The following is a 25205-nucleotide window of genomic DNA, read 5'->3' on the forward strand; positions in this document are numbered from 1 at the left end:
GGTTATTCGCCCGGGGTTGAAATTGGGTCTGAGGTATCGAAAGCCGACGCACGGTTTGTCCGGGCAAGTCCAAGACGTTTCCAGATCACGAAGACCGCCGGTATGACGAAGAGCGTCAAAACGGTCGCCGTGGCCATTCCGCCGATCATCGGCGCTGCGATGCGCTGCATGATCTCGGATCCCGTGCCGGTACCATACATGATCGGTATAAGCCCTGCGAAGATCGTGGCGACTGTCATCAGTTTCGGACGCAGCCGCAGAAGCGCACCTTCGAAAACGGCTTCTTCGATGTCATCCCGGGTCAGAGCGCGTTCTTCGGCCCGCGCGGCCTCGACCCGCTTGTCCCAGGCGAGATTGAGATAAAGCAGCATGACAATCGCGGTTTCCACGGCAACGCCGGCGAGCGCGATGAATCCAACCAGAACAGCGACCGAGACCGCGAAGCCGAGATACCAGACGAGCCAGACCCCGCCGGCCAGTGCAACAGGCAGAGCCAGCAGGATAATCGCCACCTCGGTCACCCGGTTGAACGCCATGAACAGCATAAGCGTGATGATCATCAGGGTCGCGGGCGCGACCACGGTCAGCTTGTTCTGCACGCGTTCGATATATTCGTACTGTCCCGCCCACGAAAGGGAATAGCCTGGCGGCAGGTCAATCGCGCGGGCCACCACCTCACGGGCTTCGGCCACGTAACCGCCAAGATCTCGCCCGGCAATGTCGATAAAGACGTATCCGGTGCGCCTTGCGTTTTCGGATCGGATCATGCCCGGCCCGTCGACCAGCTTGATCTCTGACACGGCCGAAAGCGGGATGTGCGCCCCCGAGGGCGTAACCACAGGCAGATCGGCGAGCCTGTCGGGACTGTCGCGCCAATCACGCGGGTATCGCAGGTTGATCGGGAACCGCTCCAGCCCCTCGACACTTTCGGCGATGGTCTGCCCGCCAATGGCGGTCTGCACAACCTGCTGCACATCGGCGATGGAGAGCGCATAGCGTGCAGCCGCGGCGCGATTGATGTCAATCTCGATATACCGCCCCCCGACAGGACGTTCCGCATAGGCCGAAGTGGTGCCCGGGATATTTGCCACCGCTTTTTCCACCGCCACGGCGATCTCCTCGATCACGTCAAGATCGGCCCCGGACACCTTCACCCCCACCGGGGTTTTTATTCCCGTCGCGAGCATGTCGATCCGATTCTTGATCGGCTGAATCCAGACGTTGGTAACGCCGGGTACCTGCACGCGTTGATCCAATTCGTTACGAATATCATCCATGGTGATACCCGGGCGCCAGTCCTCTTCGGGTTTGAGCTGAATGGTCGTCTCGATCATGGTCAGCGGCGCGGGGTCAGTGGCGGTGTCGGCGCGGCCAAGCTTTCCGTGCACGGTTTCGACCTCTGGCACCTCGCGAATGAGCCGATTGGTCTGTTGCAGGACCTCGCGCGCCTTGCCGATGGACACCCCCGGATAAAGCGAGGGCATATAAAGAAAATCCCCCTCGTTCAGGGCAGGCATGAATTCCGTCCCGATGCGTTGCGCAGGATACCACATCGACGCCACCAACGCCCCGGCCAGTAGCGTCGTGGCCCAGGGCCACGCCACGGCGGCGTCGAGGAATGGGCGATACATCCACTGGCAGACCACGTTGAGGGGGTTGCGCCGTTCGGCGATAATCCGTCCCCGGACGAAATAGCCCATCAAAACCGGCACGAGCGTTACCGACAGGATCGCGGCCGCCGCCATGGCGTAGGTCTTGGTGAAGGCCAAGGGCTTGAAGAGCCGGCCTTCCTGCGCTTCCAGCACAAAGACCGGTACGAAGCTGACCGTGATGATCGCCAGAGAGAAGAAAAGCGCGGGTCCAACCTCGCTGGCTGCCTCGCTGACCACCTTCCATCGGGTCTCCCGCGTGATAGGCGTCTTCTCGATCCTTCGGTGCATCGCCTCGATCATCACGATCGCCGCATCGACCATGGCGCCAATGGCGATGGCGATGCCGCCCAGCGACATAATGTTTGCATTCACCCCCTGCAGGCGCATGACAATAAAGGCCGCCAACACGCCCAAAGGCAGGAATATCACGATCACCAAGGACGACCGCAAATGCAAAAGAAAGGCCCCGCACACCAGAACAACGACGATGAATTCCTCGGTCAGTTTCTCCTGCAAGTTTTCGATGGCCCGCTCGATGACGCCGGAGCGGTCATAGGTGGTCACGATTTCCACACCTTCGGGCAAAGAAGACCTCAGCTCGCCCAACTTGTCTTCTACAGCCCGGATCGTGGCTAGGGCGTTTTCGCCCCAGCGCATGATCACAACAGCGCCCACTGCATCGCCTTCACCATCGAATTCGCCCACGCCGCGGCGCATTTCGGGCCCAAGCCGGATCTCCGCCACATCCCCGAGCGTCAGCGCGGCGCCGCGGTCATTGACCATCAGCGGGATCGTTGCGAGATCTTCCAACCCGTTCACGTATCCTGTTGCGCGAACCATATACTCCGCCTCGGCCATTTCGATCACGCTGCCGCCGGTTTCCCGGTTGGCCTCCTGAATGGCGCCGAGCAAATCGGACAGGGGAATGTCGAATGCCCGCAACTTGTTGGGATCCACGACGACCTGGTACTGTTTCACCATACCGCCGATCGTGGCCACTTCGGACACGCCTTCGATTGTCTGCAGTTCGAATTTCAGAAACCAGTCCTGGATGGCCCTGAGCTGTGACAGGTCATGCCCACCCGTGCGGTCGATCAGAGCATATTGGTAGATCCACCCCACGCCGGTCGCGTCGGGGCCGAGTTCAGGGTTCACGCCCGCTGGCAGGCGCGATTGCACCTGTGCGAGGTATTCCAGAACCCGTGACCGCGCCCAGTAGAGATCCGTGCCATCCTCAAAAACCACGTACACGTAACTGTCGCCGAAAAAGGAAAATCCACGCACATCCACCGCCCCCGGCACGGCCAGCATGGCGGTGGCGACGGGATAGGTCACCTGATCCTCCACCACCTGCGGTGCCTGTCCGGAATAGGTTGTCTTGACGATCACCTGGACATCGGAAAGGTCGGGAATGGCATCGACGGGCGTGGTGCGCAACGACCAGACCCCGGCGGCGGCCAGCATGCCAGCCAGAACGATCACCATGAAGCGGTTGGCGATCGACCAGCGGATAATCGACGCAATCACGACGCGCCCTCCTCGATACCGATCACCGTAAGGCTCAGGTCATCCCCCTGTCTCAGCAGCACTCCGGTTTTCTGCCCGATTGGCAGGCTTTCTGGGTCAAGCGCGTCATCCAGCGGGAAATTCATCGTCATGCCCGGCATACCGATTTCGGTGATCGGGCCATGCGTAATGTTGGCAGTAGCGGCATTGACGTCGACGCTGTTGATCGTCCCGGTCACCATGATCGGGATCGCCTTTGCCTCCACCGCCGTAAGGACCATGGTCATCCCGTCCGGTCGGGCGAAAGTCAGGGAAAGGTCCTTGTCCAGCGGCAGGTCGGAAGGGTCGAGGCTTTCGTCCAGGGCAAAGTCCATCATCATGCCGGGCATCCCGATCTCAGCAATCGGGCCATGGGCAATTGTCGCCTGCCGCGTGGCCGCGTCTACAGACCGGATCACGCCGTAGACCACGATCGGCGGAACCTGATCGGCCTTCTCCTGGGAGGTCTTAGGTTCAGGCGGGAGTTCGTCTGTCTCTGCTGCCGCGCGAAGCCCGACGATCACGTAAAGCCCGCCGTCGCCTTCGGCGAGGTCAAACTCAATCGGCGTTTCGAGCGGAATTTCGTCCGTCTCAAGACCTTCGACATCCATGTCCATCCTCATCGAGGGCCAGCCCAGCGCCGGGATCGGATCATGGCTGATGGTCAGTTTTCCGTCGGGTGTCACTGCGTGAACCATGCCAGTGCCCGAGGCATCGACGCCATCGTCATCGCCGATATCGCTGATTGCCACTAGGCCATCCGCCCCGCGGAAGACCTTGAACCGCACGGCCTGCCCTTCCGACAGATCGTCAAGCGCCACGTCGTAGCGGATCGTGAACGGGCTGGTCAGAGGTGGCCAGTCGAGATCTGCAATTTCGTCATGCGCGATCACCGCCCGGCGTGCCTTGCGATCCAGCGATACCAGTGTGCCCTTCGCCTCAACCGGCGCCGCCTCTGTCGGTGCAAAGCGCAGCATACCGGCATTGAGCGCGCTTTCACTGTCGATCAAAAACTGCGCCGAGGCGACAACCTCGTCCCCCGGGGCCAGCCCCTGCACGATTTCCGTCCGTCCGCCCTCGCCAAACCCGCTGCGCAACCCGGTGTTCACGAGTCGCGGACGAAAGGTGCCTTCATCGGTCTTGAGGATCACCCGTTCGGCTCGGCCCGTGCGGATGACCGCCTCCGAAGGCACCGTCACGGCTTGCCGGACCTGTTTCGGGATCAGCGTCACGTTCGCGAACATGTTAGGCTTCAGCATCCCATCGGCATTATCAAAGCGCAAACGAACGCGCAGGGTTCGTGTCGTCGCGTCGAGTTCGGGAAAGATGTAGTCAACCTTCCCCTCCAGCGGACGCTCTGGCAGATGATCGAACCGTGCTTCGGCTTTCATATCGGCAGATAACAGGGCGAGGTCTCGCTCAAATACGTCGACAATGACCCAGACGGTCGAGAGATCCCCCAGTGTCAGTGCCCGTGTGTTGGGTTGCAGATACATGCCATCCGCCGCATTCAGGCCAAGCACGACGCCATCTTGGGGCGCATAGTAGCGGATACGTTTCGCGGTTGTCTGCGCCCGGGCCATTTCTTCAATCTGCCGCTCGCTTACACCGAAATTCATCAGTTTGGTGCGGGCGATCTGTTCTTCATCGGCGTCCTGGCGCTGAACGGCGCGCATCAGCTCGGAACTCGCAATGGTGATTTCCGGCGCGTAAAGCTCAAACAGCAATTCGCCCTGACGCACCGGATCTCCCTCCGCTCGTACCTCAAGACGTTCTATCCATCCTTCGACACGGGTGTGAATGTGGCTGATCTCATGTTCGTCATAGGCTACAAAACCCACTGTCTCGATCCGACGCGCCACATCCTGCATTTGCGCCACCGCAGTGCGCACACCGATGGAGTTCACCTCGGTGGCCGACAGCATGACATTGCCGGTATCGCCGATCGGTTCATCGCCTTCGTAGACCGGCACGAGATCCATTCCCATCGGCGATTTGCCGGGACCTTCCTTACGGAAATTCGGATCCATCGGAGCAACCCAGTACAGTATCTGAGGGCCGGCATCGGCGGCCTCCATTGCGGCCCGCGTCCGTTCCTGTTCCACGAGAACGCCCCCGCCGACACCCAGAACGAGTGCCAAAATGCTTAGGGCAGCATATCTTCCACGCATCGCATGTTCCTGTTCTGACGGACGGCACATAGGTGGCCGCCTATTGAAGTCGATGTGCCTAAGCACACCAATGGCGCGTCAAATCAGGCGTGTTTTGGGGGTTTGTCGGCGCGGGCGCGATCCGCTTCGGCCAATTGATGCGCTGCGGGCGTCCCGAAATCCAGCAGCCCGGCACCGACGACCAATTCGGAGCAGGCCTGCATGCCGTCCGCCATGAAGCAGCATGCCATCATGGCACAATCCGCATGATCTTCGTGACCGCTCGGCAGCGTCTCTGTCTGCCCGTGATCCATATGGGCAGCGAATTCGTGCGAAGCATGGGCATTGTCTTCCACTGAGGAAGGGCCAGACAAGTCGGCCGAAGCGTTCGGCGAAGCAGAAGGCTGAGCAAACGTCATTACGACGCCGCCCAGCGCAAAGGCTAACGCTGTTACAACGACGCAAATTCGCGTCATGATCGGGCCGAAAATGTCCATTTGGTTGACATATCTCTCTTTCGCCCAGAGGCAAAGAGAGAAACACGCGAGAGGTACTCTTCTAGGGACACAGCGTCCCGCGTCGCTTTTGGACCGGTAGGGTTGACTCTCGGACTTGCAAATCGTCCAGTGCTGGCCGGTTTGAGCGCCGCTCAGAGCGGCAAGCACATCGCAAAACGGGAATGTCCACCATGAAGCACATCAGCGCGGTAATCATTTTTTTCCTTTTACCCACAGTCGCTTATGCGCATTCCAAAATGGACGCAACGTCGCCGACAGATGGCGCGGTTCTTAACGAAGCACCGACCGAGATCGCGTTCACTTTCTCAGGCAAACTTAGACTGACAAAAGTCGAGGCCAGCCATTCAAGCGGTGGCGCACAAACCATCGACCTGAGCGATCACACATCTTTTACCAACGAGTTCACTTTGCCGATCGATCCGATGGGGCCTGGATCCTACGACATCGAGTGGCGCGGTTTGGGCACAGACGGCCACGCCATGCAGGGATCTTTCACGTTCAACGTCGAATAAATCGTGCTTGATATCTGGACGATTGCCGGCCTTCTGGCCAAAGCTGCGATGTATGTCGGCATGCTGACAGCCGGCGGTCTGGTGATCGTGCATTGCGCATTTGCGTCTCACGTCCGCGACGTTGCATCATCCATGCGGTCCATGGCGCTGTTCTGCGCCATACTCGGCGCGGTCGCAGCGTTTGCGTCTTTCACCCTGCGCGGGGCCGCCTTGACCGGGGGTGCCTCTGGCCTGACAGACCCGGAAATCCTGGGATTGCTGTGGCAGACTCCGGCCGGATCGGCGCTTTTGTACCGTTTATCCGGGCTTGGCATTTTGTGTCTGGGGCTGTTGGTTGGAGGTGTTGGCTGGACTGTTGCGCTTTTCGGTACGGGTCTCTTGCTCTGGTCATTTTCGATTATCGGCCACGTCGCCGATGACACGGCGATCTGGATAGAGCTCGTCCTGTTTCTCCACGTGATCGTGGCCTCATTCTGGATCGGCGTCCTCATGCCGCTTAGTCGTCTATCGAAGCGTCCGGAAACGGTTGCCGCCGCCGGAGATCTTGGACACAAATTCGGTCAGATCGCATTTGGAGCAATTCCCCTGCTGGTGGTCGCGGGCCTACTTCTCAGCTGGCGCTTGGTCGGATCGTGGAGCGCCCTGTTCGCCACAGGTTATGGGTTAATGCTTGTCGCCAAAGTTCTTCTGGTCGCGGGTCTCTTGGGCCTCGGAGCGTTGAACAAATATCGTTTCGTTCCGAGGCTTCTTGCAGACGAACCCGGGGCGGGCGACATCTTCAGGCGCGTGCTTGGGATCGAATGGGCTGTCTTCTTTCTCGTTTTCGGAGCGACTGCCTTCCTGACTGCGTTCTTCGCGCTACCGGGCGGTTAAGCCAAATCCGCCCCGTGCGTCATGTTCGCACGGTCCTCAGAACACTGGTCATAATGAAGGCCAACGCCGCAACACAAACGATGGACGGCCCTGCGGGCGTATCAAATACATAAGCCCCGCGCAGTCCGACGACGACGGACGCGCCGCCAATCAGGGCCGCGGTCAGGGCCATCTGTTCCGGCGTTCGAGACAAAGGCCGCGCCGCAGCCGCGGGAATGATCAGCATGGCCGCGATCAGCAACGCGCCGACCACCTTGATAGCGACGGCAACCGTGATCGCGAGAGACAGGGTCAGGACCATCTGTTCGCGCCGTGGATTGATACCACTCGCAAAGGCCAGTTCCTCGCTTAGCGTAGACGTCAAGAGCGCCGACCAGCGCCACACCATCAATCCCACGACAAGCGCCGCGCCCGCCCAGATCACGGCAAGGTCAGTCGCCGACACGGCCAGAATATCTCCGAAAAGGTAGGCCATGAGGTCGATCCGGATACCGGACAGAAAAGACACCGCGACCAGCCCGAAGGCGAGCGCCGAATGCGCCAATACGCCCAGAAGCGTGTCCATTGCATGACCGCGCCCGCTCAGAAGTGTCACGGTCAGCGCCATGGCCAGCGCGACAGCCACTGCACCCGCGAAGATCGAAACTTCCAACGCAAGAGACAACGCTACGCCGAGAATCGCGGCATGAGCCGTTGCATCGCCGAAATACGCCATGCGCCGCCAAACGACGAAGCTGCCCAACGGGGCTGCGGCGCAGGCGACCCCGAGTCCTGCCAGCATCGCACGGGTCATGAAATCATCCAGCATCACTCGGCCGCCTCAAACTTTTCGGCACCATGATCATGATCGTGACCGCAGGCGCCATCATGAGCGTGATCGTGCTCGTGCCGATACAATGCCAGCGCGCCGCCGGTGCCGCTTCCGAAAAGCGCTCGGTATTCCGGGGCGGCCGAGACATTCTCGGGCGTTCCTTCGCAGCACACGTGTCCGTTCAGGCAGATGACGCGATCCGATGCGCTCATCACAACATGCAATTCGTGACTGATCATCAACACCGCACAGCCGGTTTCTTTTCGTACGTCCTCGATCCGCCTGTAAAATGCGGCGGATCCCGGTTGGTCCAGTCCTTGCGTGGCTTCGTCGAGAAGCAGAAGATCTGGCTCGTCTATCAGCGCCCGGGCCAATAGAACTCTCTGCATCTGTCCGCCAGATAGGGACGACATCTGCCGGCCTGACAGATCGGGCACGCCGGCACGTTCCAGCGCCCGCGCGCTTGCGGCACGCGGCAGGCGACAGGGCAAACCGAGAAACCGCTCCACCGTGATCGGCAGGGTTGACCCGATATGCAGTTTCTGAGGCACGTAGCCGACACGCAGCCCCGGCTTGTGGATCACGCGGCCGGACTTCAGGTTAACCGCACCGATCAGGGCACGCAGAAGCGTTGTCTTGCCGGACCCGTTCGGACCGACGATGGTTACGATCTCGCCGGGCTCTATCGCGAGTGACACATTTTGCAAGACCGTGCTGGTGCCATAAGCGACGCTGATGTTCTTGATATTTACAAGCGTCATGGACCGGCCTTTTCAGCGCAGGCGGGACACAGGCCGACAGCTTCGACCATGGTGCCTTCGATCTGAAATCCGGTTGCGCGCGCGGCTGCGCCAAGTGCCCCGCGCGATGGGGGAGACTGCGCCTCGGCCACGGCCTCGCAGGCGCGGCAGATCATGAAAGCGGGTGAGTGGCTGGCCCCGGGATTTGCGCAGGCCACAAAGGCGTTCAATCGCTCGATCTTGTGGGCAAACCCGTTGGCCACAAGAAACTCCAAAGCCCGGTAAGCCACGGGAGGTTGCGACCCAAAACCGGCAGCGCGCAGTCGATCCAGCATCTCGTACGCGCCAAGCGCGCGGTGTTCCTGAAGAAGAATCTCAAGCGCTGCCCGCCGGACCGGCGTAAAACGCAGGCCCTTTCGCGTGCAATGTGCCTCTGCCGCAGCAACGGCTGTCTTGATGCAATCGGCGTGATCGTGGCTTTCGAAGGCAATCGGATCAAGCTGTTGGGCTCGGACAGGTCTTGGGCCACTTGTCATAATATAACATTTCCGCTATTCGAAGTGTAACGTTATAAAATCACAAAGGTTGAGCCATGTCCAGAAAGCTTGCTGCACTGTCGTTCCTCGTCTCACTGACAGGAGGAGTCGCCCTGGCAGACATCCCCAAGGTGGCCGCGGATATCGCCCCGGTGCACGCACTTGTTGCACGCGTCATGGAAGGCGTAGGCACGCCGTCGCTCATCCTGTCCTCTGGGGCAAGTCCCCACGAATACAGCCTGCGCCCGTCCGAAGCGCGCGCATTGCAGGAGGCGGACATCGTCTTCTGGATCGGACCAGACCTGACCCCATGGCTCGACGAAACACTCGACACGCTGGCCGGCGACGCAACGGCGGTACGATTAATGCAGGTCGAAGGCACCACGGCTTTGCCGCGTCGCGAGAGCGCTCTCTTCGAAGCCCACCGACACGCAGATTCAGACCACGCACATGAGCACGCCACGGCGCATGAGAGCGACGCCCATGCCGATCACGACAATCACGACACCCATGGCGAACACGATGATCACGAACCTCATGCCGGACACGGCGAGCATGAAACCGGCGGCAAGGATCCTCATGCATGGCTCTCGCCCGACAACGGAGCGGTTTGGTTGACCGCCATCGCGTCCACCCTTTCTGACGTGGATCCGGCGAATGCCGAACTCTATGCCGTCAACGCGGCAGACGGCCAAGCAGAGCTGGAGGCACTGAAAGGCGAAATCGAAGCGATGCTCTCTCCTTTGCGCGACCGCAACTTCATCGTGTTTCACGATGCGTTCCAATATTTTGAGCATGCGTTCGAAATCCCCGCCGCGGGTGCGATCTCTCTTTCTGACGCCACTGAACCAAGCCCTGCGCGCATCGCCGAAATCAGAGGACGCGTTGCAGACCAGAATGTCACCTGTGTTCTTGCGGAACCGCAGTTCAATCCGGGTATCGTGGCAGCAGTAATGGAAAGATCCAGCGCACGTACGGGCACACTCGACCCTTTGGGATCGGACCTTGCGCCCGGTGCCGGACTTTATCCTATGCTCTTGCGAAATCTTGCGGTCTCACTTGCGGACTGTCTCTAGAACTCATGCATCGTCTCAAGGCGAACTGAGCCGGAACACTGGGAAAGCGCGCTTGGCAGCGACCACATCCCGGCGCAGCCGAGAGCCGAGACAGACACGCAACCCAAGACGCGTTGACCAAATTCCCACCTGCGAAATATGATCGCATCCCTAATGCTAATCGGCCTCGGGGGCCGCATGATGCCCAAATCCAGCTTAAAGCCCGGTTTGCTGCTTTTGCGTTCAAGACTCTGGCGCGGAACGGTCGGACGGAGAAACCTTTGGCCGACACACAACTGACCGTCTTTGAACGCACCGATAGGATAAGGGTCATTCATGACCGAATTTGACTGGACAGCAAGGTTCTCCGGCACTGCCGCATTGCCACGGCAATTGAGAGACCGGCTGATCTCCGCCGCGCGGGTGGTGAAGATCAAGCAAGGAAGTCAGGTGTTTGGACCAGGCAATGTGCCGGATAGCCTGCTATTTCTCTATGACGGACGCATTCGCGTGTTTCAACGCTCGGAAGGCGGGCGCGAAATTGTGCTCTACCGCGTCGAGGCCGGCGAAAGCTGCGTTTTGACGACGGCCTGCCTGCTTGCAGAAAAGGCTTATGATGCAGAAGGTTTCGCTGAAACGGATGTGACCGCTATCGTTCTGCCAAAGCAGGCTTTCGACCGGCTCGTCGCGGAAGAGGAAACGTTTCGCAATTTCGTTTTCGCCGCTTATGCCAGACGACTGATCGATCTTATTCGGGTGGTCGACGACGTGGCATTCGGCCGGATCGACGTTCGCCTGGCGGAACGGCTTTTGGCGCTCGGGGCCGGCCTGAAAGAGATCCAAGCGACCCATCTTGATCTGGCGCACGAACTCGGCACGGCGCGTGAAGTCATCTCGCGCGTGTTGAACGATTTCCAAAAGCGCGGCCTGATTGGGCAAGCGCGTGGCCGGATTACCCTTCTCGACAAGCCAGCCTTGGTTAAAATCGCCGAAAGCCCCTAATGCCTGCTTTTTTCGACGTTAGGTGACAATGTCACTGAAGCGCGGTCCGCGACGGCTTACCTGATGTTCATCCAATGCATCAGGAGGATATCATGTCAGCAAACGTCGGAACGATTGATCGCATCTTGCGGGCCGTCTTGGGCCTGGCCTTAATCTATTTCGCCTTCTTCAGCGGCCTGCCCGCCTTTGAGTCTCAAGCCCTCAAGTTTGGCGCGACAGTGATCGCGTTCATCATGCTGATCGTGGCGCCTGTGCGGGTTTGCCCGGTCTATTCCATCCTGGGCATCAAGACCTGCCGGAACTGATCTATGGAAACGAATTTCACCCCTTTCGCGTCTTTGGCCGGCGGTGCGGCTATCGGTCTGAGCGCGGTGCTTCTGATGGTGGGACTTGGCCGGATCATGGGGGCCACAGGCTTGCTCTCGGGTGTCCTGTTCGCCGAAAGCCGGGACGAACTGATGTGGCGTCTTGCTGTGATCGCCGGCATGGTTCTTTCCCCAGGCGTGATCTGGGGCGTGACGGGCGCGATGCCAAGTATCGAGGTGCCTGTCAGTCCGCGGATGATTGCCATCGGGGGCGTCATAGTCGGTATTGGCGCCCGGATGGGATCTGGCTGTACATCCGGCCATGGCGTCTGCGGATTGTCTCGTCTCTCGATCCGCTCGATGGTGGCCGTACCGACCTTCATTCTGACCGCCGGCCTTACCGTTTTCGTCATTCGCCACGTCCTTGGAGGCTCGTAAGATGAAGCTGGTCTTTGCTCTTGTCACCGGGTTGATCTTCGGCGTTGGAATCGCCGTGTCCGGAATGATGAACCCTGCCAAGGTTCTGAACTTCTTCGATCTTGCCGGTTCTTGGGACCCAAGCCTGGCATTCGTGATGGCCGGAGCCGTGTTTGTGGCCTCGATCGGGTTCAGATTAGCATCAAAACGACCGTCACCGGTGTTTTCAAACAGATTTCAGCTGCCAACCGCAGCGCAGATAGACGTAAAACTTGTCGCAGGCTCCGCGATCTTCGGGATAGGCTGGGGTATCGCAGGTTTTTGTCCCGGCGCAGCGCTTCCGGCGCTTGGTACCTTCCGGTGGGAGGTAGGCTTGTTCGCTGCTGCAGTCTTTACCGGACTTTGGCTGCACCGCGCTGCAGTCTCGTTTCGCCGGGAACACTTAACTGCGTGACACGCCCCACGCCGGAAAGACAGATGTTGGCGCGAACTCGCATCGCGCCCCGAACCGGAGACCAATATGACCCAATATCCCGTTCACATGAACATCCAACCAGAAGTTCAAGCGTTTTTCGACGAGGTCACGAACACCATCAGCTATATCGTCAAGGATCCCAACTCGTCGGCTTGTGCCGTCATAGACAGTGTCATGGACCTTGATTATTCCGCCGGTCGGATCACGTACGATCACGCCGATGAACTGATCCGCCACATCGAACGCCAGGCCCTCACGCTCGAATGGATCATAGAAACCCATGTCCACGCGGATCACCTGAGCGCGGCGCCCTATATTCAGGCAAAGCTCGGCGGGAAGATTGGCATTGGCGCAAAAATCATGGTCGTACAGGATACGTTCGGCAAGGTCTTCAACGAAGGAACCGAATTTCAGCGTGACGGCAGCCAATTCGACGCACTTTTCGAAGATGGCGACACCTATATGATCGGCACGATGCAGGCCTTCGCGATGTCCACGCCCGGTCATACACCTGCCTGCATGGTCCACGTGATGGGAAATGCGGCCTTCGTGGGCGATACTCTCTTCATGCCCGACGGCGGCTCCGCCCGTGCGGATTTTCCCGGGGGCGATGCTGGCCTCCTTTACGACAGCATCCAAAAGGTGCTTGCCCTGCCTGACGCCATGCGTCTTTTCATGTGCCACGACTACGGGCCGAATGGACGGGATATTCAGTGGGAAACGACCGTAGGCGAGGAAAAGGCCCACAATATCCACGTCGGTGGCGGCAAGACGAAAGAAGAGTTCGTAAAGTTCCGGACAGAGCGCGACGCGCATCTGGCGATGCCCAAACTCATCCTGCCGTCGCTTCAGGTGAACATGCGGGCAGGCGAAATACCCAAAGACAAGGATGGGCGACCAATGCTCAAGGTGCCCCTCAACAGACTATGACGCTGCCACGGAGCCATGAATACTGCCCAATTAATCACCCCGAGCCAGCGCTTCTGCGCACGCTCGTCCCTTAATGATTGCCCGGAAATCGATGCGCAAACTTGACCGCTATCTTCCAATCCTCGACTGGGGCCGTCGGTACAATCGCAGTGCCTTGTCCAATGATGTGATTGCCGCAGTGATCGTGACGATCATGCTAATTCCGCAATCGCTGGCCTACGCCCTTCTTGCCGGACTGCCGCCTCAGGCGGGCATTTATGCCTCCATCGTGCCGATCATGCTTTATGCTCTCTTCGGCACCTCACGTGCCCTGGCTGTCGGGCCGGTGGCGGTTGTCTCGCTGCTGACGGCCTCGGCGGTCGGGCAGGTCGCCGAGCAGGGAGCTGCGGGTTATGCCGTGGCGGCGCTGACGCTTGCTTTTCTATCGGGTGCGTTTCTTGTCCTGCTGGGGGTCTTGCGGCTTGGGTTTTTCGCGAACTTCCTCAGCCACCCGGTAATTTCGGGTTTCATTACCGCCTCTGGCCTGTTGATCGCGGTCAGCCAGATCAAGCACCTTCTCGGGATCAGCGCCCACGGCCACACATTGCCTGAAATGCTGAGCGCAATCTTCTCTCAACTGAATGAAACGAACTGGATAACGGTGTTCCTTGGCGTCACCGCGACGGCGTTTCTTTTTTGGGTACGCGGACGTCTCAGGCCGCTTCTCGTGCGCTTTGGCGCACCAAAGCTTCTGGCCGATATCTTGACCAAGGCGGGCCCGGTCATGGCCGTTCTTGCCACAACGGTCGCGGTCTGGGCATTCGGACTTGACGCGCACGGCGTCGGGATTGTCGGTGACGTCCCGCAGGGTCTGCCGCCTTTCACTTTCCCCAGCCTCGACCCTGAACTGCTGCAGACGCTTTTGGTGCCGGCGATCCTGATCTCCGTGATCGGTTTCGTCGAGAGCGTTTCCGTGGCGCAAACCCTTGCCGCCAAGAAAAGGGAAAGCATCGACCCCGATCAGGAACTGATCGGTCTAGGGGCCGCCAATCTTGGCGCCGCCTTTTCCGGGGGCTTTCCCGTGACCGGCGGTTTTGCCCGCTCGGTGGTCAATTTCGACGCGGGCGCCGAGACACCGGCCGCAGGCATCTTTACCGCGCTCGGTCTTGCCGTGGCAGCGGTCGCGCTGACACCGCTTGTCTATTACCTGCCTCTGGCGACGCTCGCGGCCACGATTATCGTCGCGGTGCTCAGCCTCGTGGACCTGTCGATTCTGAAAAAGACATGGGCGTATTCACGGGCCGATTTCGCGTCTGTCGCCGCCACGATCTTTCTGACCCTCGGGCTTGGCGTAGAAATTGGCGTTGCCAGCGGGGTTGCCATTTCGCTCCTTCTGCATCTCTACAAGACCTCGCGCCCGCATGTGGCCGAGGTGGGGCTCGTGCCCGGCACACAGCATTTTCGCAATATTCACCGCCACGCAGTCGAGACCGATCCTGCACTGCTGGCGCTGCGCGTCGATGAAAGCCTTTACTTCGTCAATGCCCGCTTCCTGGAGGATCTCATTCGCAGTCGGCTGCAGGAAGGCCCCGAAATCCGCAACGTTGTATTAATGTTTTCTGCGGTAAACGAAGTCGACTTTTCCGCACTGGAAAGCCTTGAATCTATCAATGAGCGCCTGAAAGACATGGGCGTGGGGCTTCACCTATCCGAAGTGAAAGGGCCGGTCATGGATCGCCTGGAAAAGTCTCATCTCATCGAAAACCTCAATGGGCGGGTTTTCCTGTCACAGTACGGGGCCTGGATCGCCCTCGCGCGCCACTCGGAACCTTCCGCTGCCGAAGCGCAGCGCCGATAATGTTGCCGGCGCCTGAGTTCAATACTCTTGGTTGAGGGCGTCGGCCGGCGGGATCTGGCGCTCGCGCCGGTCAATATAGTCCAGAAGCGCTTCGTTTATTGCGGCATCCAGTTGAGGCTCTTCATAAGCGGCCAGAAGCGCCCTTGCGTGATCCAATGCGCGTGCCGTGATTTCCTTCGATCCTTCAGCGGTCCATTGCTCAATCGAATTGTTGTCGAAGAGTTCCGGCATGAAATAGGCCGTCTGAAAATGTTCCTGCGTGTGCGGATGCCCCAGGTAATGCCCTCCCGGACCGACATCGGGAACAGCCGCAAGCGCGGTTTCGAAATCATTCCATTGCGGGCCTTGCGCCATTCGGTAGGCCATCGCGCATTGCTCCGCATCCACCACGAATTTTGCGACCGAACAATGCATCCCGGCTTCGTTCCAGCCAGCGCTATGCCAGATGTAATGCGCCCCGGCATGCATCACCGCGGAAAGTGTCGTCGCGCTTTCGTAGCCCGCCTGCGCATCAAGGGTTTTGGCCCCGCCAAGCAAATTCGACGTACGCCACGGCACATTATAATATCGCGCCATCTGTCCGATCATGAAATTCATAAGGCTGATTTCAGGCGTTCCCGCCATCGGCGCCCCAGACCGCATCGAGACAGTCGAAAGGTAATGTCCGTAGATCGCAGGTGCGCCTTTACGGATCACCTGCGAGTAGGCCAGCGCCGACAATGCTTCGGCATTGAGTTGCGCCACGGTGGCGGGCACAGAGGCCGGTGTATTCGCCCCACCCAAGACGAAAGGCGAGCAGAGCACCGGTTGATTTCGACGGCAAAAGGCCCGCATCGCGCCCAGCATAGTTTCGTCCCAGACCAGCGGCGAGTTACCGTTGCAGTTACCGGTTGTGACGGGATGGCTTTCCAGAAATACGTCTCCGAAGAGAATGGCACACATTTCCATGACATCTTCGGCGTTCCTCGGGCTGGTCGTCATGCCCATGAACATCTTGTCGGAATGCTTCATTGACGAATAGGTGATGCGAAGATGCCGCTGGCTGATTGGATGATCGTAGGGTTCTACGATGTGATGCGCCGTGGAATGCAGCGCCGGTGACATATGGCTCAGCTTGTGAAACATCGCCAAATCTTCAAGCGTCGGATTGCGCCGCACATCCTCCAGATCTCGCAAGTAAGGTGCGCCAGTCATCGGTACGAACACCGCCTGCCGACCGCCCAGGGCCACGTTGTTGGCAGGATTGCGCGCATGGTAGGTGAACGATGCGGGGATCGTCGCGATCAGTTCCCGCACAAGCCCCCGATCCAGATAGACCCGCTCGCCCACTAGCTTTGCCCCCGCCCTCCTCCAGTCGTTCAGGGCGATCTCATCGCGAAAGACGACGCCGACATTTTCTAGGATATCCATCGACGCCGCATCGATCTTTTCGACCTGCCCGTCATCCATGATCTCGCAATGCGGCAGCGTGTTGGTCAGGCCCGGCAGCATCGCGACGTCCCGCGTACTGCGCAAGCTGCGACGGGCGGCACGCCCACCAGCGCGGACAGGGGATTTCGGTGCTTGAACGTCCACGGCGAGCCCTCCGATTGGGTCAAGCCTACACGTGCGACCGACACTTGACGCCAAAAATTGCACGAAACGCGATCTGGAAACGACCCCTGATGCAATCTAAAATTGTATCTGGGTGGATATGCCGTTCTAGAATCGGGAAAAGGGACGGGAACGATTTTGTGATCGGCTGCGTTCGTTTTTAATGGAACACTAAAGATCTGCTCGCACCGCGTGCTTTTTCTGTCCCGGTTTTCCGGTTGACGTTGCGGTGCACACTCGTTTTCGTGCGCGAAACGCGCAGGCACGAAAGCTTTACGAATGCGGAGGGCTATCAAACGAAGGCTGACACCAAACTCGCAAAGAGATCAGCTAAGCCCGATCAAAAAACCGACAAGGATAACAGGGAGAAAAGCATGAATGAGTTCAAGGTCGACCATGACGACGGTCTCACCCAAGCACGAGAGCACATTCGCGAAAACTATACCTTGGACGAAAAGGACGTGATGCAGGCGCTGATGGCGCGGATCAACCTGTCCGAAGACGATCGTAAAACCATCGCCGCCGCGGGTGCCCAGTACGTCAGTCGCGTCCGTAAAGAGACTTCTCCGTCCATGATGGAGGCCTTTCTAGCCGAATACGGTCTATCCACGGAAGAAGGCGTTGGTCTCATGTGCTTGGCCGAAGCATTGCTGCGCGTGCCAGACGCCGAAACGATCGACGATCTCATTCACGATAAAATCGAACCGTCGGACTGGGGCTCGCATCTGGGTCACTCGTCCTCCTCACTCGTAAATGCGTCGACTTGGGCCCTTATGCTCACCGGTAAGGTTCTTGACGACGACCCGAAGCGCCCTGCGGCTGCATTGCGCGGATTGATCCGGCGAATGGGCGAGCCCGTGGTGCGGACGGCCGTCAGTCAATCGATGAAAATCCTAGGTAAGCAATTCGTGCTCGGGCAGACCATCGAAGAAGGCATGAAAAACGCCCGCGAATTGGAAAAGAAAGGCTATACGTACTCTTACGACATGCTGGGCGAAGCCGCGCGTACCGACGAAGATGCGGTTCGGTACCAAAAAGCTTATGCGAAGGCCATCACGGCTATCGCGAAACAGGCAAAGGGCGACGTTCGCTCCAGTCCCGGCATTTCAGTTAAGCTGTCCGCGCTGCACCCACGTTACGAATATACGCACAAGGAAACCGTGATGGCAGAATTGCTGCCGCGCGCGAAAGAATTGGTGCGTCAGGCCGCAAAGGCCAATATCGGCTTCAACATCGACGCCGAGGAACAGGATCGTCTGGACCTTTCGCTCGACATTATCGAAGAGCTGCTCAAAGACCCCGAGCTTGAAGGTTGGGATGGCTTCGGCGTCGTTGTACAGGCCTATGGTCGGCGTGCCGCGCCGGTGATCGAATACCTTTACGAGCTGGCCGAGCGTCTGGATCGCAAGATCATGGTCCGTCTCGTGAAGGGAGCGTATTGGGACACTGAAATCAAGCTTGCGCAAGAGCTTGGCGTGGAACGGTTTCCGGTCTTCACGCGAAAGGCGAATACCGATGTCAGTTACATGGCCTGCGCGCGCATGCTGATGGACCGGCGGGACCGGATCTATCCCCAATTCGCCACCCACAATGCCCATAGTTGCGCCGCGATCATCGCCATGGCCGGCAACGACAAAGATAGCTTCGAATTCCAGCGGCTTCACGGCATGGGAGAATCCTTGCATCAAATCGTGAAAGAGTCCGAAGGTACACGATGCCGCATCTACGCACCGGTCGGCGCGCACCGCGATCTGCTGGCATACCTTGTGCGGCGACTGTTGGAGAACGGCGCGAACTCGTCCTTCGTCAACCAGATTGTCGACGAGAAGATCCCGGCGGAGGAAATCTCGCGCGACCCGGTTACTGAGGTTGAGAAGCTCGATGACGGCATTGCAAATCCGAATATCCGGCTTCCGGGAGAGCTGTTTTCGCCCCATCGCCGAAACTCGAAAGGCTTTCGCATCAACGAACCGGCTTCCATCTTGCCGCTGCTTGCCAAGCGAGAGGCTTTTTCAGACACGAACTGGACCGCCGGACCGATGCTTGCCGGCAATCCGAAGCCGAAAGGCCCTGCGCGCGACGCGCTGTCACCGGCCGATCTGTCGCGTGTCGTCGGACAAGTGCACGAAGCGACAGAAGAAGAAGTGTCCACAGCCCTCGATAATGCCGACAAGGCATTTGATCGGTGGTCATCGACACCTGTGGGCGAGCGCGCAGACATCCTGCGCAAAGTGGCCGATCTCTACGAAAATAATATAGCCGAATTGACGGCGATCACGACACGTGAGGCCGGCAAGACGCTTCTCGACGGAATTGCCGAAGTGCGCGAAGCGGTAGATTTTCTGCGCTACTACGCCAACGAAGCTGAACGGCTTGAAGAAGAGGATCCGGGTTCGGGTCGCGGTGTCTTCGTCTGCATCAGCCCATGGAATTTCCCGCTTGCGATCTTTACCGGACAGATTGCGGCCGCGCTTGTGGCAGGTAACACCGTCCTCGCGAAGCCCGCCGAGCAGACACCGTTGATCGCTGCGCGCGCGGTCGAACTGATGCGTGACGCGGGGCTGCCCGACGACGCCTTGCAGTTGCTACCCGGGGACGGCCCGACAGTCGGCGGTCCGCTGACAAGCGATCCGCGCATCGCGGGTGTCTGCTTCACGGGGTCGACCGAGGTGGCTCAAATCATTCACAAGGCGCTTGCGGAGAACGCTGGCCCCGAAGCGACACTCATCGCCGAAACGGGCGGTCTAAACGCGATGATTGTCGACTCGACGGCCCTGACCGAACAGGCTGTCCGGGATATCCTGATTTCGTCCTTCCAGTCGGCAGGGCAGCGCTGCTCGGCCCTTCGCATGCTCTACGTTCAAGAAGAGGCCCGCGACCGCCTTCTGGAAATGCTTTATGGCGCCATGGAAGCGCTCAGCATCGGCGACCCTTGGAACATTGACACCGATGTGTCGCCCGTCATCGATGCAGACGCTCAAACCGAAATTTCGGAGTACACGGCAAAGCAGGACAAAGCCGGTCGGCTGCTCAAGGCGGTCGAGGCACCCGAAACCGGCAGCTATGTGCGTCCTGCCGTGGTCAAGGTCGGGGGTATCGCTGACCTGGAGAAAGAAATCTTCGGCCCGGTCCTGCACGTGGCAACCTTCAAGGCCAGTCAAATCGACAAGGTGGTCGACGCAATCAATGCGCGAGGGTACGGCCTGACCTTTGGCCTGCACACCCGCATTGATGACCGCGTGCAGCAGATCGTCGACCGCATCCACGTTGGCAACACGTACGTCAATCGCAATCAGATCGGCGCCATTGTCGGCTCTCAGCCTTTTGGCGGCGAGGGCCTGTCGGGTACCGGACCCAAAGCAGGTGGGCCGCTCTATCTTACCCGCTTCCGCCGTACCGGCAAATCGACATCCTACGATGCGCCAAGGGCGGAAGAGGTCAGTACAAAGCGGCTAACTTCGGCCATCGCAGCGCTCGACAGTCGTAATTGGGCGGCGCGCGGCGATCGAGTTGCCGTGCTGCGCAAGGCGCTTTCGGGCCAATCGGGATCCGTGCGAAAGGCACTGACGGAAACGGCGGCTTTCGACATGACTGCGCAGACGCTTCCCGGCCCGACCGGTGAAAGCAACCGGTTGAGCATGTATCCAAAAGGAACGACGCTTTGTCTCGGCCCAACGGCGGAAATCGCGCTTGCGCAAGCGGTGCAGGCACTTGGCGCGGGTTGCGGCGTCATTCTTGTCGCGCCCGGTGTCGAGAGTGCGGCGAAACCTCTGGCCGATGCCGGCGCCCCGGTGGTCGCCATCGATGGCACGGTCGGAGCCGACACCTTGACCGAACTTGACGGCGCACACGTGATTGCAGCCGCTGGCGCGTCTGATTGGACGCGCAACTTGCGCAAGGCGCTGGCCCGAAGAAAAGGCCCGATCCTTCCGCTGGAGACAGAAATCGTCGCGCCCGAGCGCTACGTGGTGGAACGCCATCTTTGTATCGACACGACCGCCGCAGGCGGGAACGCCAGCTTGCTGGCGTCTGCGGAGTAATCGGTGAACGGGTGCGCAGCTGACGCACCCGTTTATCTCTCTCGCCAACTTTCCTTTCGAAATTCATAAAAAGGAGTAGACTTCATGTCGACTGACGATCCCAACGTGCGTGAGCCATCGCTCGGCCTCGCCCTAGTACCCGTCGTGCTGACCTTGGCCGTTCTTGGCCTTCAGCTTTTCTATTTCGATGACTTTACACCACACATTCCGTTGTCCATCGGTCTCGCCATCACCGCGCTGGTAGGGCTTTATCTCGGGCACAAATGGCCAAACATTCAGGACGGCGTATTTCATGTGATTCATGTATCGCTGCCGTCTGTTTCGGTACTGATCACGGTCGGCATGATAATCGGTGTCTGGATCGCTTCGGGTACCGTGCCGACGCTTATATATTACGGACTGGTGATCCTTTCGCCCGAAATTTTCCTAGCGGCGGCAATGATACTTTGTTCAATCGTATCGCTTTCGCTCGGGACATCCTGGGGCACCGTCGGTACGGTCGGTCTGGCCTTGATGGGGATCGGCGCGGGTTTCGGCATCCCGATGTACTGGACCGCCGGTGCGGTGGTTTCCGGCGCATTTTTCGGCGACAAGATTTCGCCGCTGTCCGATACCACGAACCTGGCGCCGGCGGTGACCGGAACGGACCTTTTCGATCACATCCGAAACATGATGCCCACCACAGTCCCGGCGATGCTGATCGCGCTTGGTATCTATACGTGGGCCGGTTTCGCATTGATCGATGGCGGTGAAACGTCCTTTGAGCGGATCGAGAGCATCACCTCCGCCTTGCAGGACAACTTCTGGATTTCGCCTTGGCTTCTGGTGCCCGCCCTTTTGGTCATTGCCCTTGCCGTGACCAAGCAGCCGCCAATCCCCTCGCTGTTCGCCGGCGTCGTGGCCGGTGGTTTGATGGCAATCGGCTTTCAGGGTGTGGGTCTGCATGACGTCTTCACCTTTGCCAATAGCGGCTATTCCATCGACACAGGTGTGTCGGAAATCGACTCGTTGCTCAATCGTGGCGGCATCCAATCGATGATGTGGACGATCTCGCTCATTCTGATCGCACTTGGCTTCGGTGGCGCATTGGAGCGGACGGGCTGTCTGGAAACCATCATCAACGCCATCATGAGCAAGGTGCGCAGTTTTGCCGGTGTGCAATCCTCGGCCATCGGCACCTCGATCGCCACCAACCTTGTGGCTGGTGATCCGTATCTGTCGATCGCCCTTCCGGGCCGGATGTATGCGCCGGTCTATCGCGGGATGGGTTATTCGACTCTCAACCTCAGCCGCGCCATTGAGGAAGGCGGTACGCTGATGTCTCCGTTGATCCCGTGGAATGCAGGCGGTGCCTTCGTCATCAGTGCGCTCGCGCTTGGTGTACAGGACGGCAACCTTGAAAATCTCCTCTACATCCCGTTGGCGTTTGCCTGCTGGCTCGCGCCGGTGTTCGGGATCTTCTATGCCATTACCGGGTTCTTCTCGCCAAAGGCGACACCGGAAGAAATCCAAGGCTGGAACGACAGCGGAGAAACCATCAAGGACCTGAGCGGGCACGGTTTCGACGCGCCTGAAGACATTCAGGCCACTTCCTCTCCGGCGCAGTAAGCGCCGCATAGCAGAGACTTCAACAGGGCCGGACACGTCCGGCCCTGTTCTTTTTTCGGCTTTCACGATTATCCGCGCGCAAGCACACCGTAAGGATCATAAGGAGACGGCGCGATCACATGCGCATCGATCCGGTCCCCCAAAAGATCAAGCTGCACAGCGGTTCCAGGATCATTGAGGTCGGGCAGGACATAGGCCAGGGCTAGGTTCATGCCGGTCCTGTGCCCCCATGCCCCGGATGTGACGGTTCCGACAACTTTGTCTGCGTCCATGACGGAAGCTCCGCTCTGCGCCGGACGGTCGTCGCAATCTATATTGAGCGTCACCAAGCGCCGCTGCGGCCCCTTTGCCACGCGGGCCGCCAAGGCGTCGCGACCAGTGAAATCCGGCTTGTCCAATTTTACAAACCGGCTGAGACCGGCTTCGAACGGGTCGACTTCGGAAATAAGTTCCGATTTCCAGTGCAGGTAGCCCTTTTCAAGCCGCATCGACTCCACCGCGCGCGCGCCGAAAAGGCGCAGGCCGAAAGGTGCGCCTGCCGCGCTTAAAGCCGCGTAGACGGCGTAGAGCTGTGCATTGGGAACATGTATCTCATAGGCCAATTCGCCGGAGAAACTCACGCGCATGACTACGGCGGGCGCGATCCCGACGAACGTTTCGCGCACCGATAGTGCCGGGAATGCGTCAGTCGACCAATCCTCGCGAGAGGCCGCTGACAGCACGGCGCGCGCCTTGGGACCCGCCAGAACGAGCGTTGTCCAAGCGTTTGTCAGACATCGCAGTCTATAGTCCTCTCCGGGCCGAACGTGGCCAAGCAACCAGTCTCGGTCGTGCCATTCCGCTGCCGCAGCGGCGCCGTACCATATGCGCGCAGGGCCGTTGCACCCGGCCGGCAGGTTGGCGATCGTTGCCTCCGATTTGATCATACCGTGCTGATTGAGCAAGTAGGCCAGCCCAACGCGGCCCTCATGTCGCGGCAGACGGCCGCAGATCACGCGATCGAGGACGGCCTGCGCATCCGCTCCGGTGATCTCGTACCGTGTGAACCCGTTCACTTCGCAAAGGCCGACGGCGGTCTGCACGGCCGAAACCTCTTGCGCGACGAGGTCTTCAACTTCGGTGAAACGAAAGCTTTTGGTCTCGGTAAAGCCCTGATCCGGCTTGATGAAATCAACCCTTTCCCAACCGTTGACCACACCGAAGGCCGCACCCTCGGCGTCCAGTACCGGTGTCAGAGGCGTCGTCTTGACCGGGCGGCCTGCGGGACGATGTTCGTGCGGGAAATGAAACCGGAATTCGTTGCGGTACTCTTCTATGGCTTTCTGCGCGCATAGCTCGGCGGTGCCGTGCCCGGTAAAGCGGCGCGGATCGAGGGGCCACGTGTCATAGCACGCCTCGCCATGCACGATCTGCTGCGCCAAAAGCCACCCATGCCCGCCCCCTTCCCCAAGACCGGCGCGCAAACCGATGATACAAAATGCATTTCTTTTGCCCGGAACCGGTCCGACCAGCGGTGCACCGTCGATCGTATAGGTGATGGGACCGTTGATCACCGACTTGATCCCGACAGTCATGAGCGCGGGCATTCGGGCAAACGCGTCGTCCAGCACGTCGGTAATCCGGTCAAGGTCATTCGGACAGAGATCATTGCTGAAATAAGGATCGATTCCGTCCATCCCCCATGTTCGGCAGTCTTGCTCGTAAAAGCCGACAAGCAGGCCGTACTTCTCTTGCCGGGAATAGAAATCGCTGATCGGACAACGAATAAGCGGCATCCGGTGGCCTGCCTCTCGGATGGCGGGGATCTCCTCGGTGATGAAGTACTGATGCTCCATAGACATGACCGGGTGGTGCACGCCCATCATGGCGCCCACCTCGTTCACCCGGTAACCGCTTGCATTCACGATAAAATCCGCATGGACCTCGCCGTTGGCGGTTTCGATGGTCCAGGTGTCGTCCTGCCTCTGTCGCAATCCCGTCACGGGCGTGTGTCGATGAATCTCTGCGCCGGCCATGCGGGCGCAGCGGGCGAGCGCCTGACATAGCTGCGCCGGGTCGATATCGCCATCCAGCGGATCCCAGAGTGCGCCGATCAGATTGTCGGTAGACATCAGGGGATGGCGGCGGGCGCACTCGTTTTTATCAATGATTTCAAAGTCTACGCCCATACCGCGGGCCATGGAAGCAAAATGGCGGTAGCCGTCCATCTGTGCCTCGGTATTGGCCAGACGCAGGCCGCCATCGCCGTGATGATAGTTGATCGGATAATCGGGATCGTCCGCCAACTCCTTGTAAAGCTTGATGGAATGAGATTTTAGACCGACCATCGTCTGGGTCATACCGAAGTTTGTGACCTGCGCAGCGGAGTGCCAAGTGGTGCCAGAGGTAAGCTCATCGCGTTCCAGCAGCATGACATCGGTCCACCCTTCCTGACAAAGGTGGTAAAGCGTTGAAATACCAGCGATTCCTCCGCCGATGATCACGACTTTGACCCTGGATTTCATGATACCTCCGCCAAATAGCTGAGAAAAAGCGTCGGGGGAAAGCCAGGGAATTGGCAAGATGGGTCTCTGCATTTTCGATATTTTCGAAACTAAGATCGAATT

Annotated in this window: 19 protein-coding genes; 11 read left to right on the forward strand and 8 right to left on the reverse strand. The window is 59.2% G+C overall.

Annotated features, from left to right (window positions below; all coding sequences use genetic code 11):
- Positions 1-2: 2 nt before the first annotated feature.
- The 3 genes from EZV60_RS14930 to EZV60_RS14940 form a co-directional block, all read right to left on the reverse strand.
- Positions 3-3179, reverse strand: coding sequence for an efflux RND transporter permease subunit (locus EZV60_RS14930; RefSeq protein WP_135506406.1), 3177 nt, complete (start codon positions 3177-3179; stop codon positions 3-5).
- On the reverse strand, positions 3176-5368 hold the full coding sequence (locus tag EZV60_RS14935; protein WP_135506407.1) for an efflux RND transporter periplasmic adaptor subunit: 2193 nt from the start codon (positions 5366-5368) through the stop codon (positions 3176-3178). Before EZV60_RS14935 ends, EZV60_RS14930 begins: the two co-directional genes overlap by 4 nt.
- A gap of 83 nt (positions 5369-5451) precedes the next feature.
- Positions 5452-5844, reverse strand: coding sequence for a hypothetical protein (locus EZV60_RS14940; RefSeq protein WP_135506408.1), 393 nt, complete (start codon positions 5842-5844; stop codon positions 5452-5454).
- A 191-nt stretch (positions 5845-6035) separates the two neighbouring features.
- Between EZV60_RS14940 and EZV60_RS14945 the strand changes: the two genes are divergently transcribed.
- Positions 6036-6377, forward strand: coding sequence for a copper resistance CopC family protein (locus EZV60_RS14945; RefSeq protein ID WP_135506409.1), 342 nt, complete (start codon positions 6036-6038; stop codon positions 6375-6377).
- Positions 6378-6380: 3 nt separating this feature from the next.
- Complete coding sequence (locus EZV60_RS14950; RefSeq protein ID WP_135506410.1) at positions 6381-7250, forward strand: copper resistance D family protein; 870 nt, start codon at positions 6381-6383, stop codon at positions 7248-7250.
- 19 nt (positions 7251-7269) lie between these two features.
- On the opposite strand, the gene EZV60_RS14955 is transcribed toward EZV60_RS14950, so the two are convergent.
- Genes EZV60_RS14955 through EZV60_RS14965 form a run of 3 tightly spaced genes read right to left on the reverse strand, consistent with a single transcriptional unit; the run spans position 7270 to position 9337 of the window.
- Positions 7270-8058, reverse strand: a complete 789-nt coding sequence (locus EZV60_RS14955) for a metal ABC transporter permease (protein ID WP_135506411.1) — start codon at positions 8056-8058, stop codon at positions 7270-7272.
- Positions 8058-8822, reverse strand: a complete 765-nt coding sequence (locus tag EZV60_RS14960; protein WP_135506412.1) for an ATP-binding cassette domain-containing protein — start codon at positions 8820-8822, stop codon at positions 8058-8060. Before EZV60_RS14960 ends, EZV60_RS14955 begins: the two co-directional genes overlap by 1 nt.
- The gene (locus EZV60_RS14965) at positions 8819-9337 is read right to left on the reverse strand and encodes a Fur family transcriptional regulator (RefSeq protein WP_135506413.1); all 519 of its coding nucleotides are present in this window, start codon (positions 9335-9337) and stop codon (positions 8819-8821) included. The genes EZV60_RS14960 and EZV60_RS14965 overlap by 4 nt, the downstream gene beginning before the upstream one ends.
- A gap of 56 nt (positions 9338-9393) precedes the next feature.
- On the opposite strand from EZV60_RS14965, the gene EZV60_RS14970 reads away from it, so the two are divergent.
- From EZV60_RS14970 to EZV60_RS15000, 7 genes are all read left to right on the forward strand, one after another.
- The gene (locus tag EZV60_RS14970; protein ID WP_135506414.1) at positions 9394-10413 is read left to right on the forward strand and encodes a zinc ABC transporter substrate-binding protein; all 1020 of its coding nucleotides are present in this window, start codon (positions 9394-9396) and stop codon (positions 10411-10413) included.
- A gap of 315 nt (positions 10414-10728) precedes the next feature.
- On the forward strand, positions 10729-11394 hold the full coding sequence (locus EZV60_RS14975; RefSeq protein WP_135506415.1) for a Crp/Fnr family transcriptional regulator: 666 nt from the start codon (positions 10729-10731) through the stop codon (positions 11392-11394).
- Between the two features lie 92 nt (positions 11395-11486).
- Entirely contained in the window at positions 11487-11699 is a 213-nt protein-coding gene (locus tag EZV60_RS14980) for a YgaP family membrane protein (protein WP_135506416.1), read from the forward strand.
- Positions 11700-11702: 3 nt separating this feature from the next.
- Positions 11703-12137 (forward strand): YeeE/YedE family protein, encoded by a 435-nt coding sequence (locus EZV60_RS14985; protein ID WP_135506417.1) that lies wholly within the window; start codon positions 11703-11705, stop codon positions 12135-12137.
- 1 nt (position 12138) lies between these two features.
- Complete coding sequence (locus tag EZV60_RS14990) at positions 12139-12570, forward strand: DUF6691 family protein (protein ID WP_135506418.1); 432 nt, start codon at positions 12139-12141, stop codon at positions 12568-12570.
- Between the two features lie 66 nt (positions 12571-12636).
- Positions 12637-13521 (forward strand): MBL fold metallo-hydrolase, encoded by an 885-nt coding sequence (locus tag EZV60_RS14995; RefSeq protein ID WP_135506419.1) that lies wholly within the window; start codon positions 12637-12639, stop codon positions 13519-13521.
- A gap of 91 nt (positions 13522-13612) precedes the next feature.
- Positions 13613-15358, forward strand: coding sequence for a SulP family inorganic anion transporter (locus EZV60_RS15000; RefSeq protein ID WP_135506420.1), 1746 nt, complete (start codon positions 13613-13615; stop codon positions 15356-15358).
- Between the two features lie 18 nt (positions 15359-15376).
- On the opposite strand, the gene EZV60_RS15005 is transcribed toward EZV60_RS15000, so the two are convergent.
- Positions 15377-16933 carry a trimethylamine methyltransferase family protein gene (locus tag EZV60_RS15005; protein ID WP_135506421.1) on the reverse strand — a complete coding sequence of 519 codons (1557 nt, stop codon included), beginning with the start codon at positions 16931-16933 and terminating at the stop codon, positions 15377-15379.
- A gap of 392 nt (positions 16934-17325) precedes the next feature.
- On the opposite strand from EZV60_RS15005, the gene putA reads away from it, so the two are divergent.
- Complete coding sequence (putA, locus tag EZV60_RS15010) at positions 17326-20991, forward strand: bifunctional proline dehydrogenase/L-glutamate gamma-semialdehyde dehydrogenase PutA (protein WP_135506422.1); 3666 nt, start codon at positions 17326-17328, stop codon at positions 20989-20991.
- An 84-nt stretch (positions 20992-21075) separates the two neighbouring features.
- Positions 21076-22599: a Na+/H+ antiporter NhaC gene (gene nhaC, locus EZV60_RS15015; protein ID WP_135506423.1), complete on the forward strand. Its 1524-nt coding sequence runs from the start codon at positions 21076-21078 to the stop codon at positions 22597-22599.
- 68 nt (positions 22600-22667) lie between these two features.
- Here nhaC and EZV60_RS15020 read toward each other — a convergent pair whose 3' ends face one another.
- Entirely contained in the window at positions 22668-25103 is a 2436-nt protein-coding gene (locus EZV60_RS15020; protein WP_135506424.1) for a GcvT family protein, read from the reverse strand.
- Positions 25104-25205 lie beyond the last annotated feature (102 nt).

This window comes from Roseovarius aestuariivivens (genome assembly GCF_004761875.1).
GTDB classification, from domain to species: Bacteria; Pseudomonadota; Alphaproteobacteria; order Rhodobacterales; family Rhodobacteraceae; genus Roseovarius; species Roseovarius aestuariivivens.